Here is a 20,900-nt window from a genome sequence, read left to right on the forward strand (position 1 = left end):
TTATGACAGAAATGATAAAGAATATCCCTGCAGTTGCGCTGCGGGGAATGACGATTCTTCCGGCAATGATTGTCCATTTTGACATCAGCCGGAAGAAATCAATTAAGGCGATAGAACAGGCAATGCTGAAGCAGCAGAGGCTGTTTGTTGTGGCGCAGAGGAGCATGGAGACGGAAGACCCGGTGATGGAGGACTTATACCGGGTAGGCACGATTGTGGAAATCAAGCAGGTCGTCAAGCTGCCGAAAAATATTCTGCGCGTGCTCGCGGAGGGCATACAGCGCGCGGAGCTGACCGATCTGATGGAGGAGGACGGCTATCTGGAGGCGGATGTCGCTATTTTTGCCGAGGAGGAGCCGATGGACGAGACGACGAAGGAAGCGCTGCTGCGCTCCCTGAAGGAGTCGTTTGAGGTTTACTGCCGCGTCAACGGAAAGATGAGCAAGGAGCTGATTCACCAGATCTCGGAAATCCGGGACCTGGAGAAGGCGGCGGGGCAGATTGCCATGAATCTGCCGCTTTATTATGAGACGAAGCAGCAGGTGCTGGAGGCGGCGGATCTGCAGGAGCGCTGCGAGCTGCTGCTTACGGTCATGGGCAGGGAGATTGATATTCTCCAGCTTCGCCAGGAGCTGCAGGAGAAGGTGAAGCAGCGCATTGACAAAAACCAGCGCGAATATTTCATGCGCGAGCAGATGAAGCTTATCCGCGAGGAATTGAAAGAGGATAACGTAAACGAAGCAGACCAGTTCCTGGAGGAGCTGTCAAAGCTGAAGGCGTCGGCGTCGGTGAAGGAAAAAATCAAAAAGGAGATTGAACGCTACCGCAATGTCGGCATGAATTCCGGGGAAAGCCCGGTCATCCGCGGCTATATCGAGACGCTTCTGGATATGCCGTGGGATAAGGCCTCGCGTGATAGCCGCGATATTGTCAAGGCGCGTGAAATCCTGGAGGCGGATCATTACGGTCTGGAAAAGGTGAAGGAGCGCATTCTGGAGTTTCTGGCGGTGCGTATTCTGACAAAAAAGGGCGACAGCCCGATTCTCTGCCTGGTGGGACCGCCCGGAACCGGAAAGACCTCTATCGCAAAATCGATTGCGCGGGCGCTGGATAAAAAGTATGTGCGCATCAGCCTTGGCGGCGTGCGTGATGAAGCGGAAATCCGCGGACACCGCCGCACCTACATCGGGGCGATGCCGGGACGGATCGCAAACGGACTGCGGATGGCGGGCGTAAAGAATCCGCTGATGCTGCTGGATGAGATTGACAAGCTGAGCAGCGATTACAAGGGCGATACGGCGTCGGCGATGCTGGAGGTGCTGGATTCCGAGCAGAACAGCAAATTCCGCGACCACTACGTGGAGATTCCGCTGGATTTGTCGGAGGTGCTCTTTATTGCCACGGCAAATGATGTGCAGGGGATTCCGCGGCCGCTTCTGGACCGCATGGAGATCATCGAGATTACCAGCTATACGGAAAATGAGAAATTCCATATCGCGAAGGAGCATCTCTGGGGCAAGCAGGTGGAGCACAACGGGCTGACGCCGGAGCAGATTTCCATCAGCGACAGCGCGCTGCGCAAGGTGATTTCCGGCTATACGCGGGAAGCGGGTGTGCGCAGTCTGGAGAGAAAGCTTGGCGATATCTGCCGGAAGGCGGCACGTGAGATTCTGGAGACGAAGAAAAAATCGGTCCGTGTGACAGAGGAGAGTCTGAAAAAATATCTTGGCAAGGTGCGTTACACTATTCAGGAGCTGAACGATACCAACGAAGTCGGCATCGTGCGTGGGCTTGCCTGGACGAGCGTGGGCGGCGATACCCTGCAGATAGAGGTCAATATTATGCCGGGCAAGGGCGATTTCTGCCTGACGGGGCAGCTTGGTGATGTCATGAAGGAGTCGGCGCAGGCGGGTATCAGCTACATACGTTCCGTCAGCGCGCAGTACAATATTCCGGAGGAATTTTTCCGCAAGCACGACATCCATATCCATATCCCGGAGGGGGCGGTTCCCAAGGACGGACCCTCCGCCGGAGTGACAATGGCGACCGCCATGATTTCCGCAATCACCGGCATCCCGGTACGCGCGGACGTCGCCATGACCGGGGAAATCACGCTGCGCGGACGCGTCCTGCCAATCGGTGGACTGAAGGAAAAGCTGCTCGCAGCTAAAAATGCCGGCATGAAAACCGTTTTCGTTCCGGCAAAAAACAGGGCGGACGTCGAAGAAATTTCCAGGGAAATCAAAAAGGGACTGGACATCCGCTATGCAGAGACGATGGAGGATATCCTGCCGGGCGCGTTGGTGACGGCGCTGCCTGAGAAAAAGGCTCCGAAGAAAAAGAAGGTATAGGAAAAGCGGGCTGCTCTGCGCCATCCTGCGTGCAGGGCATTCCGCTGCAGACACGTTGATTTTTGAGCTTCGCTGCGCCGCTGATTGGCAGTCATTTTGCCTCCATAAAAGCGGGTCGGATAAAATGACTGCCGCTATGCTCGCGAAGCTTTCAAAAATCTGCCTATCGTCTGCAGGCGGAACACCCTGCACGCCGGATTTCCGCAGGGAGCCGCTTCTTGCAGGAAGGAGTGCTGGCAGGGAGCTATACGTCAGCAGGGAGAATTGCTTAAGGAGAACATATATGGTAATCAAGAATGTAGCTCTTGAGACGGTATGCGGCGTTACCAGCACGCTGCCGGTGAATGATAAAATCGAGGTGGCGTTTGCGGGCAAGTCGAATGTGGGGAAATCTTCGCTTATCAATGCGCTGATGAACCGCAAGGCGCTGGCGCGCACCAGCGCCCAGCCGGGCAAAACGCAGACCATCAACTTCTACAACATCAACAACGCTATGTATCTGGTGGACCTTCCGGGTTACGGCTATGCAAAAGTGGCACAGTCGGAGAAGGAGAAATGGGGCAGGATGATTGAGCGCTATCTGCAGAAGTCGCAGATGCTGAAAGCCGTCTTTCTGCTGATAGATATTCGCCATGATCCATCAGCGAATGATAAATTGATGTACGACTGGATTCTGTACAACGGCTACGAGCCGATCATCATCGCCACCAAGCTTGACAAAATCAAACGCAGCCAGGTGCAGAAGCAGGTGAAAGCCGTCCGCGAGGGGCTGGGCATGAAAGGCGGCACCGTAATTCCGTTCTCTGCAGAAACAAAGCAGGGGAGAGATGAAATCTGGGAAATGATCGATGCGTGGATTGCAGAGGCAGGCGCGGAGCAGCCGGGCGCATCGCAGCGCTAAAATATCACCGGCGAAAGCAGTAAATTTTAAAAGAACAATGATATTTTATAAAAGTGAATTTACATGAATATATACGAAAAATCACAGGTTCTGAAGAGAAGCCTGTGATTTTTTTGCAAAAAGCAGCTCTGTGAAAAAGTGTGATGGCATATATTTTGTTATGACCATCAGTCTTTTTATAATTCCTGTTCGGATAACCATATCAGGAAATTTTTGGCAAGGGAAAGCTTTTTCGGGTCAAAATTACGGAGAATCTCGGCCACATTTTTCCACTCTTCGTTTTCAGTCTGCAGTGTCCCGACTAAAAATTCGTCGGGTGTTGTATCAAGGGCAACAGCCAGACGCATAATGACTTCAATTGATGGGATAGAAATACTGCGTTCAATATTTGAAAGATACTTGTAACTGAGGTCTGCTTTTTCTTCGACTTCTGCTTGTTTCAGACCCAGTTGTTTCCGCCGTCGGGCAATTCTTCGACCAATTTCGTTGTAATCCAGTGTCATGCGTTCCTCCCTAAGGTTTTGTATTAATAATATGTAAAAAAGTCGCTTAATAAACCGATGAAAAAATGAATTTTCACTCTGTAACATGAAAAACACAGTAAAAATAAGATGTAAAAATGAATTTACGTCTTGAAAGACGAATGGTCGGATGATAAAATGAAAATACAATTTTAAATATGAATCTTATGCCTGGAAAGAAAAAAACTTATTGTGCTGACGGGGGGAATGATTATGGAGAAAATGAGTATGAAGTGCTTGAAAAGGGCAATTGTTGCATTGCTGATAATATGTACAGTTTGTCTGCCGGTTTCAGTAAGTGCGGCATGTGCGGTAAAATTAAACAGTACTGCGAGGACGCTGTATAAGGGGCAGTCTTATACTCTGAAGGTTTCGGGAACAAAGAAAAAAGTAAAATGGAAGACATCAAATTCGGGTGTGGCAAAGGTATCTGCTTCGGGAAAAGTGACTGCAAAAAAAGCAGGAACTGCTACGATTACAGCCAGTGTGTCGGGGAAAAATCTCAGGGCGAAGATAACTGTCAAAAATCCTACAGTAAAACTAAATAAATCATCTGCAACTATTTATACGTCGGGCACGACTTCTGTACAATTAAAAGCGACCGTAAAGGGAGCAAGCCAGAAGGTGACATGGCAATCCAGTAATAAAGCAGTTGCTATGGTCAATTCCAAAGGAAAAGTGACAGCCAAAAAGACAGGAACTGTTACGATTACAGCAAAAGCAAACGGGGTAATTGCAAAATGTAAGGTGACAGTAAAAAAGAAAATGCAGGGAGTTGCCGGAAGACAGGAGCAGCATAGAAAGTACGTTAATTATATTGCAAAATTTGACCAGAAAAATAAGAAGTCAATGGAATACTGTAAAGGAATTATGTATACAGGTTCTTTTTCAGCCAGAACATACTTCGCTTTTGCAGATATTGATGGAAATGGGATTGATGAGTGTATCGTACGGTTTACAGGTGCAAATGGAGAAAATACTGCTACTGGTACAGGAGGACCACTGGAAAGAACTGAGATATATACGATACAGGATAATAAGATAAAGGCAGTTGTGAAACAGGACGCGGCATGGTGTGGAAATTATCAAGGCGTGAGTGTTTATAAAAATAGTAATCTGATTGGATTTTATACATCGGGTCATTCGATAACTGAAAATGAATTATATGCATATGTAAATGGGAACCTTGCAAAGTCACCGAAGTATAGTTGCTGTTATGTAAGGAGCAACGCTTACTACATAAACGGAGATTATCAAACTGGGAGAAAAGTCACATATACGGAATATAAAACGTATTTGAACCATGCGAAAGCAAATTTGCAGGGCTATCCGATGTATGCGTATACATCAACGAATTTAAATAAATTTATTTGATATGGCAGAAGAATTAAAAGAGGTTTATCACCATTCTGAAAATTATGAAATGAAAGGATTAATAAAGGGAGAAAGCAGATGAAAGAGAATGAAACAAATGGTGTGGGAGTACGCCAGCTTGCAGAAAGATATAAATGGATTGCATTTATTATACACTGCTGTACGCTGTATCTTCTTTATGCAAAGGAATTTTTTACATTCTCAAGTGAAATTGTGGCAGAATTCAATGACAAGCTTGTGAGACTTTTGTATGGAAATACAGCAAACAGTATTGGAAATGGAAAACTGACATTAATGCAGTTTCACAACTTTCTGGTTGAATCTATTAATGAAGGAGTGGTGCGTGATGGTGACGGTGGTGGAGAATATATAGAAATAATGAGCGACGTTTTTTATAAAGCTATCGTTTTTTGCTTTTTTATTGCGCTTTTAGAATTGATTATGATTTGTGTGGGAGAAGTAGCTGTAGCTGATGCGATAAATATCATTTATGCATTAAGTGTATTTTTTCTTGTCAGTTTTAATCTTTTATGGTGTTACAAATTTAGGTCGTGGGATGAAGGACTGGATGGAAAGGCATTAAGTTTATCGGCTTGGTCTTTTTTATGGCTGATACTGCCGGTGGTGACGTCCGCTTTATTAAATAAGTGTGACAAATTTCTGAAAGCAGCACAAAATATGGCGGACGAGGAAAGCAGTTCTGAAGAAGCAGAAATTTCTTATACAAATGTGGAAAATTCCTGGACTGAGTATTGCCGGAAAAATAAGTCAGTGCTCATTATTACTATTCTGATATTATTGCTGGAACTGATTGTATATAAAGGGAGACCAGCTGTCCTCTACAATGAAACGGGAATTGTTGTATGGAAAATGGTGGAAGCATTTTTAATCGGAATGTCTGTAGTTTATGCAGCATCTGGCAGCTTACGTTTTCTGGGAATTCTGGCTTTTCTGAGCGCTTGCGGGTCTATGTTGATTTATAGCGAAAATTTGTGGTATTTTACATGGCAGATATGGGTTATAAATATAGTCCACATTGCTCTGATTGAAGCCATACTCTGGATTGAAAGTAAAGCGGTAAAGAAAAATCCTGCTGGGATTTATATTATGTTGTGTACGGCATGGGTTGTAGCAGTCCCGTTTTACCAGTCGCTTTCATGGGGAGGTATCCATATGAATTTTGGCATACGGACACTCTGTGAGACGATTGGACTGGTTTTTCCAGTATTGCTCTTTGTAAAAAACAAGACAGTTTTTGTGAAACTATTTCATATTAAGGACGAAAAGGTAAGTAATTTTGTGTGCCCGGAACGGAATATATTATTCAGAAATTTAGATGTGTTTGCGAAAAAATATCGGGAGGAAAAAACAGTTAAGATATGTCCAACGTGCGGGAAAATACAGAATAAACCGGGGAAATATTGTGGCTTCTGCGGACAGCTTTTAGAGGGACAGAATAAGAAACTGTAATTTGAGCGCGGGTCACATGGTAATCTGTGTTTGTGAGCACGCAGAAAAGAGGAATATGAATATCCGTTTTGCCAAAAGAACGGAATATATGTGGATGAGAGAAAAAGGGAGGATAGGGAGTATGTATTGTCCGGATTGTGGTCATGAAATAATGGATGGGGATAAGTTTTGCAGGAATTGTGGGAGAGAGGTAATAAAATATAAAAATACTGTTCAGGGAAAGCAGACGAAAAAAACAGCGCACAGGAAAAGAGGGGTTCCGTTTAAAGGGCTGGCTGTTGCAGCGGTGTTGGTTGTAATGGCGGGCGGTATTTTATATGGGGCGATAATAACAGGCGTGTTTGGCGGTAAAACAGATATGTCCGATTATTGCGTTACAATATCAGATGGGCAATATAAGCTTGTACCGTTTAAACAGAATTTGCGGGAGGAGGAGATAGTAATTGCCGGTCTTGAGTGGGATTCTTCCGGTAATGATACGTGGAGCTATCTTAATAATGATTATGCGCAACTGACAGAGGATGGCGAGTATTTGTATTTTTTCTCGAAGCTGAGTGATTATGGCGCAACAGGAAATCTGTATCGTGCAGAACTGGGAAAACTTCGACCGGACTCGGATAAAAATGATAAATATATTGTAAAAATTGCTTCTGATGTGGAAACAGACGGACTTTTTATCTGTAAAGATGGGACGGCTGTCTATCAAAAAAAGGAATCACTGGATGATAATGTATCCCGTCTGTATTATTTCGACGGAGAAAGGTCTGCTTCTGTTGCAAGGGATGTCTATATATCGGAGGTATGCGGGGATTACGTTTTTTATACAGTGAGTGAGGATGCCAGTGAAATATATACGCTATATGGTCAAATGCTTGGACATGAAGAGAGTGAGAGGAAGATAGCGGCATATACAGACGGCGCATTCTATATAAAGGACCCGGAACACATCGTTTATACTAAAACGCGAAGTGATGAATATAACAGCTACTGTGCACTTTATATAGCGGGATATTCTGCGGAACCTGAGAAGCTTTCAGATAATGTCTGTGAAGGAACCTGGTATAATTTTTCCTTTGAACAGACAGGAAGCTTTTACTACACAGAGACAGGCAGTGAGAAGGTGTATATGAGTGACTTCGTGGAGAACCCCTGTGCTGATGAGGATAAAGAAGCAGTTGAGCCGGATTATTATGATGAAAAATATGATGAGGATTATGCGGCATACGAAGCGGATTATGAGAAATATGAAATGGCATTGGAAAGACGTGATTTGATGGATTATTTATCAGAGTTATCGTGCGGAAGCAAAGCATATTCCCTGTATTACTATGATATTTCGGTGGGAGAGCCTGTTTTGATATCGGATTGGGTAGATGATTATCAGATAAGCTATCAGATGGCATATTCTAATAAACATAGTGCTATTGCATATTTTAAGAGACCGGATACTATTAGAAAATTAAACATTGAACAGGTGCAAAAGGAGTATGACGGGACATATTCTGATGCGGAAAGGATTGTTATGGAGTATCTCAATAGCAATTCTGCAAATACAGATATACTTTATTGTACAGTTGATGGGAGTGAAGAGCAGGGGATTAACCTGCAGGATGGCAGCGTTGGCGATGTTTTTGAGGGAGAAAACGGGGCGTATTTTATACTTGGGATTTATAATGAGGGTAATAATCTGGCGTTTTTTGGTGCAGAGTATGATTCGGCGTGGAATCGTACATACAGTGATGATATATATACGGTGACGGTCAGTGACAGGAAGATTGGAGAACTGGAAAGTATTTCGGCGACGGATGCAGTCAGTATTGGCGTTTATGGTGACCGGCTGGGCTATCATGATGCGGATGGATACTTTTATATGTACATTAATAACAAACACATTTTTGTGGTGGAGGACGAGTGCTACTCGGTTAATGCAAAAGGGTATGAAGATGGGAGTACACTGGTCTGGACCGATTATATGTATGAGAATGGTGGAATGCTTGCCAGAATATCAAAAACGGGGGAAGAGGAGCTGGTGGCAGAGGAGATATCCCGTTTTCGTGTGCTGAACGATGGGAAAATCCTATATCTTATAGATGATGAACTCAGATTATATGATGGCAAAGAAGATGAGGTTGTTGCCGGAGATACAGATTATTTCTGGTGTCTGGGTATGGAGGAATTATAAAAAGATATGGAGCGGAAGTTCAGTCTGGACAGAGAGGAGAGGAAAAATGTCTTTTTTAGAGCGCTTCAATAAAGCAAAAACGGAAATTAGTCAGAAGGTCATTCGGGAATCAAGGGGGACTGGCGAAAGTCTGCGGTTGAAGAGTGCCATTTCTGCTAATGAGCAGAAAATCCGACAACTGTATATAAAAATGGGTGAGATATATTATAATGAAAGAAAAGCGGAACCAGATGACTTCATAAAGCCTCTGGTAGAGGAGATATCTGTACTTATGGCGGAAAATGAAGAACACCGGAAAAGACTTTCTGTTCTGAAGGGTAATGTAATATGCCCAAACTGTGGCTTTGGAAACCGGCAGGGACTTAAATTCTGCGGGGAGTGCGGAGCTAAGCTTCCGGAACAAGAAACTGAGAAAGTACCGGCTGGGGACGGGCTGATTTGTCCGAAATGCGGGGCGGAAATGGAGGAAGGTATGCGTTTCTGCGTTTATTGCGGAACGGAGCTTGCAGGAGAAAGAAATGAAAAAGAGATACTTGACAACGATGAATCTGTCATAAAAGAGCAGACCATTAAAAAGTGTCCTGCCTGTGGGGATATACTGGGTCGAGGAGATTCATTTTGCGTAAATTGTGGACAAAGGATAGAAGAAAAACAGCAGTAAGGAGGGGAGAAGTGTATGAAGCGATATATGTTTAGAACGACAATGCTTCTGGCAATTATTCTGATTCTGCACGGAGCAGCAGCGTGCTATGCATCTTCTGAGGATAACAACCTGCAAAATGCCTGTGTATGGCTGACAGATGATGGATATTGGTTTGTGGAAGATATTGAGGCAGAAGGAATTTTACCTGTGAAGATAGCAGAGTTTTATAATGGCGGTGAATGGCCGGTTTTGGGCAGAACAGGGGAAAGGACATCTGTAGCATTGAAGTTCATAATTAGTGGCTGTGGTGGAAATTACGCAAAGATTACAGAGGATGGAAATCTGTATTTTATTTCTGATATTTCTTCTGATTTTGAGAAAGGTACATTGTATAAGGCAGATTTGAACAGGATTGACAGTGATTTGCAGACAAATAGTATCGTTAAGATTGATTCAGATGTAAACTGTCAGTATGGTGTTTCTAAAATAGACAGTGATAAAGGTATTTATTTGAAAGACAGCGGAGAACTGCGTTACTATGAGAAGCTTCTTGTATAATTCAAATATAAGGAATTCCGCGAAAGAAGGTTGAGAAAAAAATACCTCAGTGTAAAATAAGATTACTGACTTTGCACGGTTAGTAAAAAATCTTATTGAACAGAGAGGTATCTGAAATGAATTATAACACACAGAACGCAAAAATTGCATCTATTACGGAAAAAACTTTAATTGTTGGGATCGATGTTGGAAGTGAAACTCATTATGCAAGGGCTTTTGATTGGCGAAATTACGAGTACTCAAAAAAGCCGTTTGCTTTCAACAATGATGAAGCCGGGTTTGCTTCATTTAAGGCATGGATGGAAGATATAGCAGAGAAGCATGGGAAAGAGGCGGTGATTCCAGGGATGGAACCTACCGGTCATTACTGGCTGAACCTTGGAGCGTACCTGCAGGAACAGGGAATGAAGCCGGTGCATGTGAATCCGCATCATGTAAAGAAGTCCAAAGAACTGGATGATAACAACCCGAACAAGAATGACCGTAAGGATCCAAAAACAATTGCGGGACTGGTAAATGAAGGAAGATTTTCGTATCCGTATATCCCTACAGGAATATACGCAGAGATTAGAAATCTGTCAAATCTTCGTATTCAGACGCAGGAAGAACTTACAAGGATCAAAAACCGGATTGTCCGATGGTTCTGCATTTATTTTCCGGAAATAAAAGACGTTTATAAAAGTCCGGACGCGGTAAGCGGGATGATGGTGATTAAAAAGGCACCGCTGCCATGTGATATCAAAGAACTAGGCGTAGATGGTGTGAATCAGGTATGGAGGGATGCAAAGCTGAAGGGCGCTGGCTTAAAGAGGGCAAGGACCCTGGTATCAGCTGCGGAGCACAGCATCGGAAGTACGGAAGCACCGGGAAGTGCCAGAATAGAGATCCGAAACCTGTTGAACGATTACGAAGTATATAAAAACAGAATGGATGATCTGATGCAGGAGATAGAAGAAAAACTTTCAGAGATCCCATACATTGATAAACTGATGGAGATCAAGGGAATCGGTTTAAAAACCGTAAGTTGTTTTATTGCAGAGGTGGGTGACATTTGTCGTTTTGATAACCCAAAGCAGCTGCAGAAACTGGCAGGTTATGCCATTGTTGCAGACAGTTCCGGCAAACACAACGGAGAAAGCCGCATCAGCCACAGGGGAAGAAAGCGCCTGAGGTATGCATTGTATGAAGCTGCGATATCTGTGATAGCAAAGAACAAAGAGTTTAAAGAAATCTATGACTATTACAGGAGAAGGAGCCAGAATCCTTTGAAGAAGATGCAGTCGGTCATAGCGATTGCGTGTAAGCTGATCAGGATCTTCTACACGATATTAACAAAAGGTGTAGATTATGATGGTCAGAAGATGCTGAGTGATATCGTAAGACCGGAAACTATAATGGCAGCATAAAAATATCAGGAAACAGTATATCGTGGTTGGCCTGAGCATTTGAGTAAAGAATGCCTGAATGCTGAGACTGGCCACGGTAGCTGGAAGTATAAAAATCGGAATGCAACAGGAAAACGTCCACTGAAAAGTGCTGCTGCAGGAAGGAAGAAAGTCAGTAATAAAACATACAAAGAATGAGCCAGTAGTCGGCAGGAATATTTTCCAGAGGGCATGACCCTGATGAGGAGCTGAGCTGACACCCTGGTTATGGACAGGCGGGACGAGAGAAGTTAGGACTCAGCAATTGTCTGATGATCCTGGTAGACACGGGAGGTTCGCTGCCGTAGATGGATGGGTATACACAAGGCCATGTAAAACAGAAAACCAAGACGTTTTACTTCGTGTACCCAAAACCAGCTATTTTCGTACCAGATACAGAGAAATGTCCATTCCTATGGCTCCTTCTTCTGAGATATTTATTGATGATATATTGAAAAAATCCTTGATTTTTAAGGAAAAAAGACTTGACTTAATAGGGAGGAAAAAAACTCTTTAACGGATGTTGGTAGTGGAAGGTATTATCAAATGACGGATTCCGGTGTAGTTTTTTATAGCGAATACACAGGTGATAATAAATATTCATTATTCAGAACGGAAAACAGTGATGCAGCAGGCGAAGAAATTATTTCTGGAATTGAATTTGGAATGGTTTATAGAGAAGCTGATTTTGAGAGATATTCATTTATGGGTGGATATTTTACCATACTGGATGAAGAACATATTTGCTATATGACAAGAAATGGAGCGAGTGAGGACACTTATTACGAATCAATAAGCACGGATTATGAATCAGTGGATTTGTACATGATAGAGTATGGTTCAGAGCCAGAACTGCTGATCAAGAGGCTGATTCCCATAGAAGGTGATCCGGCAGATAAAACATTGGCTTATATTCTGGAAGATGACATATATACGATAAATTTGTATGCGGAGCTGATAGATACATCGAATTCGAGGCATAATGAAGCGGAAATTACTTCGTTGCTGGATCAAATTAAAGAAGAAGGTTCCATTGAGTATAAGCCGCTGTATTGCTATGATTTTGATAATAAAAGGGTTGTATGTATCTGCAATCTTTATGGTGAATACTCTGTTTATGAATACGAATACCTTATTGACTACAATGGCGGGATATTTGGCTGTTTATATTTGGAACCAATGGATTTCCTTGAAAATTATGAAAAAATTCCGGTAGATATGATTCTTGATGATGAAAGATATGATGAAGAAGATGCTGGTGCAATAATGGACGAATATATGGAACAGCAAATACCGGATATGGAAAACATCGTGTATCCTTGGAAAGGTCTGTTTATTAATGCCAGAACAGGGGATATATGTAATTCTATGGATCTGGATATAGGAGAGATATTTTATATGATGCAGGTTTTTGAACATGGACAGAGCCTGGCTGCGCTGAGTGAGGAGGGAGAGTTATATATTGCAGATAATAGGAGTGAAACCTGGGGAAAAGTGGAAAATTCCGGGGAGGAAGAGATATTTGAAATATATGAGTATGCAGATATGCTTTGCTATGATGTGAATAACACACTTTATGTATATAAGGGTGATGTTCAGGGAGTAGAACTGGGATATTATAAAATGGGAAGCAGTGATTTTCAGTTTGGTAAAGATAAAATGTTATATATGTTTGACGGAAATTATGATGCTGGATCTTATATATATTCCTTTTATGAAAATGGGAGCATTTTAATGGTTGATGATTATGTGGATTCACAATATGGTGGCACGCTTTATTATGTTTCTGATATGGGGGAAAAATTTAAGATAGCAGATGATGTTACTTCTTTCGTACAACTGCGATCGGGAACGATTTTATATCTTTCTGAACAGAAGCTTGTGTGCTATTCTGAAGGAGAAAGAAACAGGATAGCCGATGATGTCAGATTGGTCTGGAGTGCGAATGAGGAAAAATCTGTATCGGTGTCCCAGATGGGATGGTAGTCCTGTTCTGCATGGAACATTAGAAGCTGAATAAGTAAAAAGGCATTGGGGAGGAAAACATCTTATGCTGAATAAAATAAAGAATTTTTTTATAAGCTTTTTTTCTAAGCTTTTTTTCTATCATATGGGTTACTTTGACTGCCGTTATTCTGGCGTGTCCGGGGGAAGCCGGGGGCGCTGAAATAAATGGTTTCCTTGCGCTTCTGTTATGGATTTTATTTGTTTATCTTATTATAAAAAAACACGTAGCAATATCTTGCATTCTGAGTACAATTCTGGCATTCGGTATCAGAATTTATAAATTTGGCATGGGAGATATGTCTGGCGTTTCGGAGACGATAACACAGGTTATTTGCTGGGGTGTATTACTTTTTATATTTTATAAGCTGTTTTTTGGAAATGCAGACAGAGATACAGATAAAACGGCTTATCAAAGCAGAAAGCCGCAGAGGAAAAAGGATACTTCCGGTTATTATGAAGAGGATGATTATTCGTCCTATTATGAAGCAGAAGAGGATTCTTCTTACGAACGGCATAAAGATATTGGTCCTAAATTGAAAAACGGCTCCGAAGAATACTGGGAATATAAAAATGCTGCTGAAGCAATATACCGTGATTTTTGTAATGCGGATAATATTACAGAGAGAAGACATCATAAGAAGCGTGGTGATAAGCTTAAAGCGACTTTGATAAGTGAGTATGGCGCTAAAGATGAATGTGTGAAAAGCATTATTAATAATTTTCTGGATTTGCGTGTGTAGAAAAATTCAGAATAGCTGATTTGCTTATATGCAATTCCTGATTGGCAGATATTCTGTAAGTGAAGGAGAGGGGAAAAACAATGAAGTGGGCAAAAGAAAAGCTGTTTCTTCTGATATTTTTTGTATTAATTGTGGTTGGGATGCCTGTTGTCCATGCTCAGGATGTTACATCAGAGACGATTGAAAAAGCATATATGGAATTTCTCCACGAGTCAGTAAGTCCGGGGGCATATTATGCGATTGAAAATCTGGGGGTAGACCAGATGCCGGTTTTACTGATTGGAAAAGAAGGGCAGACAGAAGAAAACGGGGAAATTTTGTTTACAGCATGTGACATTTATTATTATACAGGCGGGCAGGTGACAGGGGGCGGCTCAGTCGCCGGTTTATCTGTTCCTCTTCGCATTGCCAGGAAAGAAGGACAGGATTATATCCAAAGCAGTCACAATGCTCATTCGAAGTGCTTTACTTTTTTGAAGGAGAGCGGCTTGTATTATTATGAATATGATAGTAACGAAGCGCTTGAGGCAGGAGTTACGCAGGAAGAAAATGGAGAATTTTATGCCTGTGGGGAGCGATTTGGGGAATATATTTCGGAGTATGCTGATATGGGCCCTGTCTGCTTCCGGAAAAATACAGATTCTGATTTTGACAGTATAGCATTTTATCAGACGTGGGTGCAGGAGCACATGGAGAAAACGCTTGGGATATGCGAAACAGGAACGTTTACCAGGACTATGCCGGGGGCAATGCCTGGTTGGTGTGAACAATCCGGGATAATAACATCCTATTGTGCAGACTTTAATGACAATGGGCGGGAAGAGTGTCTGGTAATATATCTTCAGGAAGAAAGCAATGGAAAGATGTTGCATCTTACCGCATTGTCAGTGGATGAGGCTGGAGAAGTACGGCAGCAGGATATCCGGATAGTGGGGATAGATATTAATCTGGGAAATGATACGAGAATTTATGTGACAAAAGGGAAAGCGGGAGGTGATATCATTGTACAGAACTTTCACACCCTGAACGGATGTGCGGATAATATTTATATTTTTGAAATTACGTCGGATGGAGCATTTTTCCTGAAAAGCTGGATTCTGGATCCAGGTGAATCGCCCGGAATTATTTTGTGTTCAAAATGGGCGCTGGAAGAAGGTGCCGGGATGCTCTGCGATGCAGAGTGGGAAGGATGGCAGACGACGCTTCTGTACGAAAACGATGCAACGGCGGACTGTGCGGAAGATTCGGCATATGGGGACTGTCTGAATGAAGCTTTGGGAGTGTATGATTTACATGCGTCTGTGTCGGAGACAATGTTTGGAAGATCCATGTGGCTTTTGGATGAGAAAGAGAAGATGTTGAAGCTTGCTCAGATTTACGGAAAATTCGGTTCTGATGCGGGCGAGTACCGGTATGATTATGGTATTTTTAACTATACAGATTTAAAGGACGGTGCCGGAAATGAATCTTCAGATGAAATTCTGCCGGATTCTGATATCAGATATTTAAGTGACAGTGAAATTCTGGACATGTCCCTGCAGGTCTTGAATTATGCGAAAAATGAAATATACGCCCGAAAAGGACGGAGATCCCGCTCTGTAGAGCTGCAGCAATACTTTGACAGTAAAAGCTGGTACCGCGGAACGATAGAACCGGGGGACTTCGATGAAGGAGTGCTGAATGCTTACGAACAAAAGAATGTACAGATGCTCAGTAGCAGGGAGCATGAGATAAATCCGGAAGGTTACAGGACAGACCAGATGGGATATTCTTTTGATGTCGTCAATGATTATATAGCTGCGAAACAGGAGGATTCGGAGTAAACAGGCGCGCTTTGCGTGTTGGTGATACGGGAGAAAAACTGCTTTACAAATAGATGTCGGACTTATCTGGAGCGAAATGGAGGGAGAAGCTTTATGAAAACAAGAATATCAAAAAAGGGAATTATGACATTGACGCTGGTTTTTATGTGTGCAATTTTCATGTCATTTACGGTGTCTGCGGCAAGTACCATAAAATTAAACAGCACTGCGAAAACACTGTATAAGGGACAGTCTTATACGTTGAAAGTTTTGGGAACGAAGAAAAAAACACAATGGAAATCGTCGAATTCAAAAATAGCGAAGGTAAGTGCAGCGGGGAAAGTGACTGCGAAAAAAGCGGGAAGTGTTACGATTACCGCGAAGGTGTCAGGCAGGACGCTGAGAGCCAGAATAACGGTTAAAAATCCTACAATAAAATTGAACAAATCATCTGTAACTATTTATACGTCGGGCACTACATCTTTACAGCTCAAGGCAACCGTAAAAGGCGCAAGTTCAAAAATTTCCTGGTCTTCCAGTAATAAGAAGATTGCAACGGTTAATTCTAAAGGGAAGGTTGTTGCCCAAAAAGCTGGAACCGCTACAATTACGGCAAAGGCAAATGGAAAAATGGCAAAGTGCAGGGTAACAGTGAAGAAAAAAGAGCAAAGTCCCCGATTATCGAAAGAGAATCAGCATAAGCTGTATCAGAATACAATAAAAAATTATGACAGGAAAATGAAACAGGGAGCGGCAAAGTGGGGAGATTCCGGGCGGGCTACTTACTATGCGTTCGCAGATATAGACAAGAATGGAATTGATGAATTAATCTTACGTTATGAGAATACTGAGCAGGCACTGCACAAAACGAATGTTGATTCCGGATATGGCGAGAATACCTATATCTATACGATCGATAATGGAAAAGTAAAAACAGTGCTGTCCAGCGGCGAGTATTCTCCCTGGTTGGAACATTCAAATTTTGTGAAGGTATATAAAAATAGTAATCTGATAAATCGTGGTTTTTCGCACATGCCTGCAGATGAAGTGTTTTACAGGTATAGTAATGGAGTGTTGTCTTCGAAAAGTTCTCTTTCCCTGGTAGGTGGAAATGTATGGACAATTAATGGCAAGAAGGCTACCAGGCAGGAATATATAAATGCTTTTAATAAAGCAACCAACAATGATACTGGATATCCAATGGAAAGATATAAAGGATAATTTGGTCAATGGACATTTGTATCTGCTTGCAAAATGTACGGCAGAGACAGTGTACAGACTGACAAAAGCGTTGGGAGTATCAATGGAAAATCTGCTGGAACCCTATATGCAGAAAAAAGAGCGGGTTGATTTTGAAATATATAAAAGCAATGTATGCCATCGTGTGAAAGAACTTGGGGATGTTGATTTTATTATTGAAACGCTTGAACAGGATAAGGTACATGCATATTATCAGCGGAAATGGTACCCGGAATGCTTTTACCTGCTGGCAATGGTGGATTATCTCAGCAGGACGAACGATGTGCCATTGTGTAAGGAATACGATGAGCTGCGCGGATATAAACTGGAAGAGACTGTTTATCCGGCAGGAGTTCTGAGTATATGTGCGGTATCTGGAAATGACGATGCAAAGAAGCGGGCGAAGGACGCTTCGATTCCGGAGTTTATGCGGTTTAATATTGTAGAAAGTGAAATACGGGATGTTGTCTGAAGAAAGAGGCTATCAATCATGTTGGTGACAGGTTTGGACTTCCGTATGGGTGGCTGAAAGCAGACTTTATGCAGACGAAGAGTAGTCTGATAGAATTTGAGCAGGCTTATCCGGGGATAGTTAAGAAAGAGAATGCAGATGATATTATCGAAAAGCTGAAGAGGAGAAAAAACTTACAGAATAGCACTTCACAGCTTTAAAGCGCTGCCAAACTTTTGAAAATACAAAGATATTTCTTCCATTATAACTTCATTTCGTGTAAAATAGGTTCATTGGTAACTGCTGCGGGCGGAGCTGGCGGCGACGGGGAATGCGCGGACATTCCCAAATGAAACATCTGGAGGATATGTGAAATGGAGAGAGAAAAATTCTCATCCAGACTGGGGTTCATTCTGATTTCGGCGGGATGTGCAATCGGTCTGGGAAATGTGTGGAGGTTCCCGTATATCACCGGGCAGTATAGCGGCGCGGCATTTGTGCTGATCTATCTGTTCTTCCTGGTTATTCTGGGGCTTCCGATTATGGTGATGGAGTTTGCAGTCGGCCGTGCGAGCCAGAAGAGCGCGGCGCTGTCGTTTGACGTGCTGGAGCCGAAGGGTACAAAGTGGCACTGGTACAAATGGGGTGCGATAGCGGGAAATTATCTGCTGATGATGTTCTATACGACCATCGGAGGCTGGATGATTCTTTATTTTGTGAAAATGGCTTCCGGCAGCTTTACGGGGCTTGACGCGGAGGGCGTGGCGGCAGAGTTTACCGGTCTGATGGGACAGCCGGGACTGATGACTTTCTGTATGATTCTGGTGGTGGCAGTCTGCTTTTTTATCTGTGCGGGCGGTCTGCAGAAGGGCGTGGAGCGCATTACAAAATATATGATGCTTTGCCTGCTGTTTCTGATGATTATTCTTGCGGTGCATTCCGTGTTCCTGGAAGGCGGCTCTGAGGGACTGGAATTTTATCTGAAGCCGGATTTCGGAAAGCTGGTGGAGGCGGGCATCGGGGAGGCTGTCTTTGCTGCTATGGGGCAGGCATTCTTTACCTTAAGCCTTGGAATCGGCGCGATTGCTATTTTTGGAAGCTATATCGGCAAAGAGCGCGCGCTCACAGGCGAGGCGGTGAGCGTTACCCTGCTGGATACCGGTGTGGCGCTGATGGCGGGTCTGATTATCTTCCCGGCGTGCTTTGCTTACAATGTGCAGCCGGACAGCGGTCCGAGACTGATTTTTATCACGCTGCCGAACGTATTTCAGTCGATGGCGGGCGGACGCATCTGGGGAAGCCTGTTCTTTCTCTTCATGACCTTCGCGGCGATGTCCACCATCATTGCGGTATTTGAAAATATTATTTCGTTTGCGATGGATCTGACAGGCTGCAGCCGCAAAAAAGCGGTCATCGTTAATTTCATTGCTATCGTGATTCTGTCGATGCCGTGTGTGCTCGGATTTAATCTCTGGAGCGGCTTTATGCCGTTTGGGGAGGGCACAAATGTGCTGGACCTTGAGGACTTCATTGTGAGCAACAATCTGCTTCCGCTGGGAAGCCTGGTTTATCTGCTGTTTTGTACGAGCCGCTATGGCTGGGGCTTCAAAAATTTCATGAAAGAGGCAAATACCGGCAACGGAATAAAGTTTCCAGCGTGGGCGCGGGTATATGTTTCTTATATCCTGCCGCTGATTGTTCTGTTTATTTTTGTGGAGGGCTATATTTCAAAGTTTTTGTAATCGCCCGGCAGAGAGAATTTGTTACGAATTTTTTTGAAAATTTTAAAATTTGTGCTTGCTTTTCCGGTACGCTGATGATATACTCATTAGCGTACCTTTTATTAGAAGGGGTTATTATGCCCAAAAGGGCGAGTAAATAGGAAAGGAGGATTTAACATGAAGGTTAGATCATCAGTAAAACCTATCTGCGAAAAATGCAAAATCATCAAGAGAAAGGGCAGTATCAGAGTAATCTGCGAGAACCCGAAGCATAAACAGCGCCAGGGCTGATCCTGTTGTTTATGCGGCTTGATTACGGCTTCAGTATGCGGTGGATTTTGTGCGCATACTGGGACAATATACGAACGGGACATCCCAATCCGCGGCAGGAAGCCGGACATATGATCCGGAGTGGACGGTGCACCGCATATAAGGCGTGCGCAGGATCCTTGGGCAGGATGTCTCACATATATTGCTTCTAATACCGCATTTCCGGGTACCGGCGGATTTGCGGAAAGGTCGTCAGTATTGCCGTTTGCTTATCAGACGGCAGTCATTTTTTGCGGCTGGGTGGTGGAAAAGATTTCCAAAACCCCAATTAAAGACAATATAGCGAAGCACCGGGCTGCGCACAACATTTCAGACGTCTTGCTATGGACGGGCTGCGTGATGACGGGAGCTTAGAGAAAATGGAGGAAAAATTACATGGCTCGTATTGCTGGTGTAGACTTACCAAGAGAGAAAAGAATCGAAATCGGTCTGACTTACATTTACGGGATTGGCAGAACAAGCTCGAACAAGATTCTGGAGGCGGCAGGCGTAAATCCGGATACCCGTGTCAGAGATCTGACGGACGAAGAGGTTTCCAAAATCCGTGACGTAATGGATGAACATTACACAGTGGAAGGTGACCTGAGAAGAGAAATCGCTCTGAATATCAAGAGACTTCAGGAAATCGGATGCTACAGAGGTATCCGCCATCGTAAAGGGCTTCCGGTTCGTGGTCAGAAGACAAAGACCAATGCAAGAACACGCAAGGGACCGAAGAAGACAGTAGCTAATAAGAAGAAATAATAGAATAGGAAGAAAGTAGGTTAGTTTATCATGGCTAAAAAAGTTACAAAAAAAGTGACAAAAAAGCGCGTTAAGAAAAACGTTGAACGCGGACAGGCACATATCCAGTCATCTTTCAACAATACCATTGTTACACTGACAGATGCTGCTGGAAACGCATTATCATGGGCGAGTGCCGGTGGTCTGGGATTTAAAGGTTCAAGGAAATCTACTCCCTATGCAGCACAGATGGCGGCAGAAACAGCAACAAAAGCAGCCCTGGTTCATGGCTTGAAGACCGTTGATGTTTTTGTAAAGGGACCGGGCTCAGGACGTGAAGCAGCGATTCGTGCACTGAGTGCATGTGGTCTGGATGTTATCAGTATTACAGATGTTACGCCGGTACCGCACAACGGATGCCGCCCGCCGAAACGCAGAAGAGTCTAATCAGGAGGTAAGTGAA

The 20,900-nt window shown here is 43.6% G+C and carries 19 protein-coding genes; 18 read left to right on the forward strand and 1 reads right to left on the reverse strand.

Annotated elements, in window-relative coordinates:
* Nucleotides 1-2 precede the first annotated feature (2 nt).
* Nucleotides 3-2,351, forward strand: a complete 2,349-nt coding sequence (gene lon, locus NQ534_RS13170; protein WP_040785228.1) for an endopeptidase La — start codon at nucleotides 3-5, stop codon at nucleotides 2,349-2,351.
* 283 nt (nucleotides 2,352-2,634) lie between these two features.
* Nucleotides 2,635-3,252 (forward strand): ribosome biogenesis GTP-binding protein YihA/YsxC, encoded by a 618-nt coding sequence (gene yihA, locus NQ534_RS13175; RefSeq protein ID WP_050778379.1) that lies wholly within the window; start codon nucleotides 2,635-2,637, stop codon nucleotides 3,250-3,252.
* A gap of 176 nt (nucleotides 3,253-3,428) precedes the next feature.
* On the opposite strand, the gene NQ534_RS13180 is transcribed toward yihA, so the two are convergent.
* A complete protein-coding gene (locus NQ534_RS13180) occupies nucleotides 3,429-3,755 on the reverse strand; it encodes a helix-turn-helix domain-containing protein (RefSeq protein ID WP_040785196.1) in 327 nt (108 codons plus the stop codon).
* A gap of 231 nt (nucleotides 3,756-3,986) precedes the next feature.
* Here NQ534_RS13180 and NQ534_RS13185 point away from each other — a divergent pair, with 231 nt between their 5' ends.
* The 16 genes from NQ534_RS13185 to rpsK all read left to right on the forward strand — a co-directional run bounded on the left by NQ534_RS13185 (nucleotide 3,987) and on the right by rpsK (nucleotide 20,884).
* Nucleotides 3,987-5,147, forward strand: a complete 1,161-nt coding sequence (locus NQ534_RS13185; protein ID WP_050778380.1) for an Ig-like domain-containing protein — start codon at nucleotides 3,987-3,989, stop codon at nucleotides 5,145-5,147.
* 78 nt (nucleotides 5,148-5,225) lie between these two features.
* Nucleotides 5,226-6,617, forward strand: coding sequence for a hypothetical protein (locus NQ534_RS13190; RefSeq protein WP_006864165.1), 1,392 nt, complete (start codon nucleotides 5,226-5,228; stop codon nucleotides 6,615-6,617).
* A 121-nt stretch (nucleotides 6,618-6,738) separates the two neighbouring features.
* Nucleotides 6,739-8,799, forward strand: a complete 2,061-nt coding sequence (locus NQ534_RS13195; protein WP_040785200.1) for a zinc ribbon domain-containing protein — start codon at nucleotides 6,739-6,741, stop codon at nucleotides 8,797-8,799.
* The gene (locus NQ534_RS13200) at nucleotides 8,726-9,460 is read left to right on the forward strand and encodes a zinc ribbon domain-containing protein (protein WP_157200766.1); all 735 of its coding nucleotides are present in this window, start codon (nucleotides 8,726-8,728) and stop codon (nucleotides 9,458-9,460) included. The genes NQ534_RS13195 and NQ534_RS13200 overlap by 74 nt, the downstream gene beginning before the upstream one ends.
* Before the next feature lie 15 nt (nucleotides 9,461-9,475).
* On the forward strand, nucleotides 9,476-10,000 hold the full coding sequence (locus NQ534_RS13205; protein WP_006864168.1) for a hypothetical protein: 525 nt from the start codon (nucleotides 9,476-9,478) through the stop codon (nucleotides 9,998-10,000).
* A 116-nt stretch (nucleotides 10,001-10,116) separates the two neighbouring features.
* Nucleotides 10,117-11,406, forward strand: coding sequence for an IS110 family RNA-guided transposase (locus NQ534_RS13210; RefSeq protein ID WP_006863856.1), 1,290 nt, complete (start codon nucleotides 10,117-10,119; stop codon nucleotides 11,404-11,406).
* Nucleotides 11,407-11,970: 564 nt separating this feature from the next.
* Complete coding sequence (locus NQ534_RS13215; protein ID WP_006863855.1) at nucleotides 11,971-13,410, forward strand: hypothetical protein; 1,440 nt, start codon at nucleotides 11,971-11,973, stop codon at nucleotides 13,408-13,410.
* A 134-nt stretch (nucleotides 13,411-13,544) separates the two neighbouring features.
* Complete coding sequence (locus NQ534_RS13220; protein ID WP_006863854.1) at nucleotides 13,545-14,171, forward strand: hypothetical protein; 627 nt, start codon at nucleotides 13,545-13,547, stop codon at nucleotides 14,169-14,171.
* A gap of 80 nt (nucleotides 14,172-14,251) precedes the next feature.
* Nucleotides 14,252-15,994 carry a YARHG domain-containing protein gene (locus NQ534_RS13225; RefSeq protein ID WP_006863853.1) on the forward strand — a complete coding sequence of 581 codons (1,743 nt, stop codon included), beginning with the start codon at nucleotides 14,252-14,254 and terminating at the stop codon, nucleotides 15,992-15,994.
* 93 nt (nucleotides 15,995-16,087) lie between these two features.
* Nucleotides 16,088-17,194, forward strand: coding sequence for an Ig-like domain-containing protein (locus tag NQ534_RS13230; RefSeq protein WP_006863852.1), 1,107 nt, complete (start codon nucleotides 16,088-16,090; stop codon nucleotides 17,192-17,194).
* 82 nt (nucleotides 17,195-17,276) lie between these two features.
* Nucleotides 17,277-17,684 (forward strand): XRE family transcriptional regulator, encoded by a 408-nt coding sequence (locus tag NQ534_RS13235; protein WP_260042697.1) that lies wholly within the window; start codon nucleotides 17,277-17,279, stop codon nucleotides 17,682-17,684.
* A gap of 68 nt (nucleotides 17,685-17,752) precedes the next feature.
* The gene (locus tag NQ534_RS13240; RefSeq protein WP_006863850.1) at nucleotides 17,753-17,884 is read left to right on the forward strand and encodes a hypothetical protein; all 132 of its coding nucleotides are present in this window, start codon (nucleotides 17,753-17,755) and stop codon (nucleotides 17,882-17,884) included.
* 153 nt (nucleotides 17,885-18,037) lie between these two features.
* Nucleotides 18,038-19,405, forward strand: coding sequence for a sodium-dependent transporter (locus NQ534_RS13245; RefSeq protein WP_006863849.1), 1,368 nt, complete (start codon nucleotides 18,038-18,040; stop codon nucleotides 19,403-19,405).
* A 156-nt stretch (nucleotides 19,406-19,561) separates the two neighbouring features.
* The gene (rpmJ, locus tag NQ534_RS13250) at nucleotides 19,562-19,675 is read left to right on the forward strand and encodes a 50S ribosomal protein L36 (protein ID WP_003497809.1); all 114 of its coding nucleotides are present in this window, start codon (nucleotides 19,562-19,564) and stop codon (nucleotides 19,673-19,675) included.
* Between the two features lie 414 nt (nucleotides 19,676-20,089).
* Entirely contained in the window at nucleotides 20,090-20,458 is a 369-nt protein-coding gene (rpsM, locus tag NQ534_RS13255) for a 30S ribosomal protein S13 (protein WP_006863847.1), read from the forward strand.
* Nucleotides 20,459-20,488: 30 nt separating this feature from the next.
* Entirely contained in the window at nucleotides 20,489-20,884 is a 396-nt protein-coding gene (rpsK, locus tag NQ534_RS13260) for a 30S ribosomal protein S11 (RefSeq protein WP_006863846.1), read from the forward strand.
* Nucleotides 20,885-20,900: the final 16 nt, after the last annotated feature.

The sequence above is a fragment of the Marvinbryantia formatexigens DSM 14469 genome (genome assembly GCF_025148285.1).
GTDB classification, from domain to species: Bacteria; Bacillota; Clostridia; order Lachnospirales; family Lachnospiraceae; genus Marvinbryantia; species Marvinbryantia formatexigens.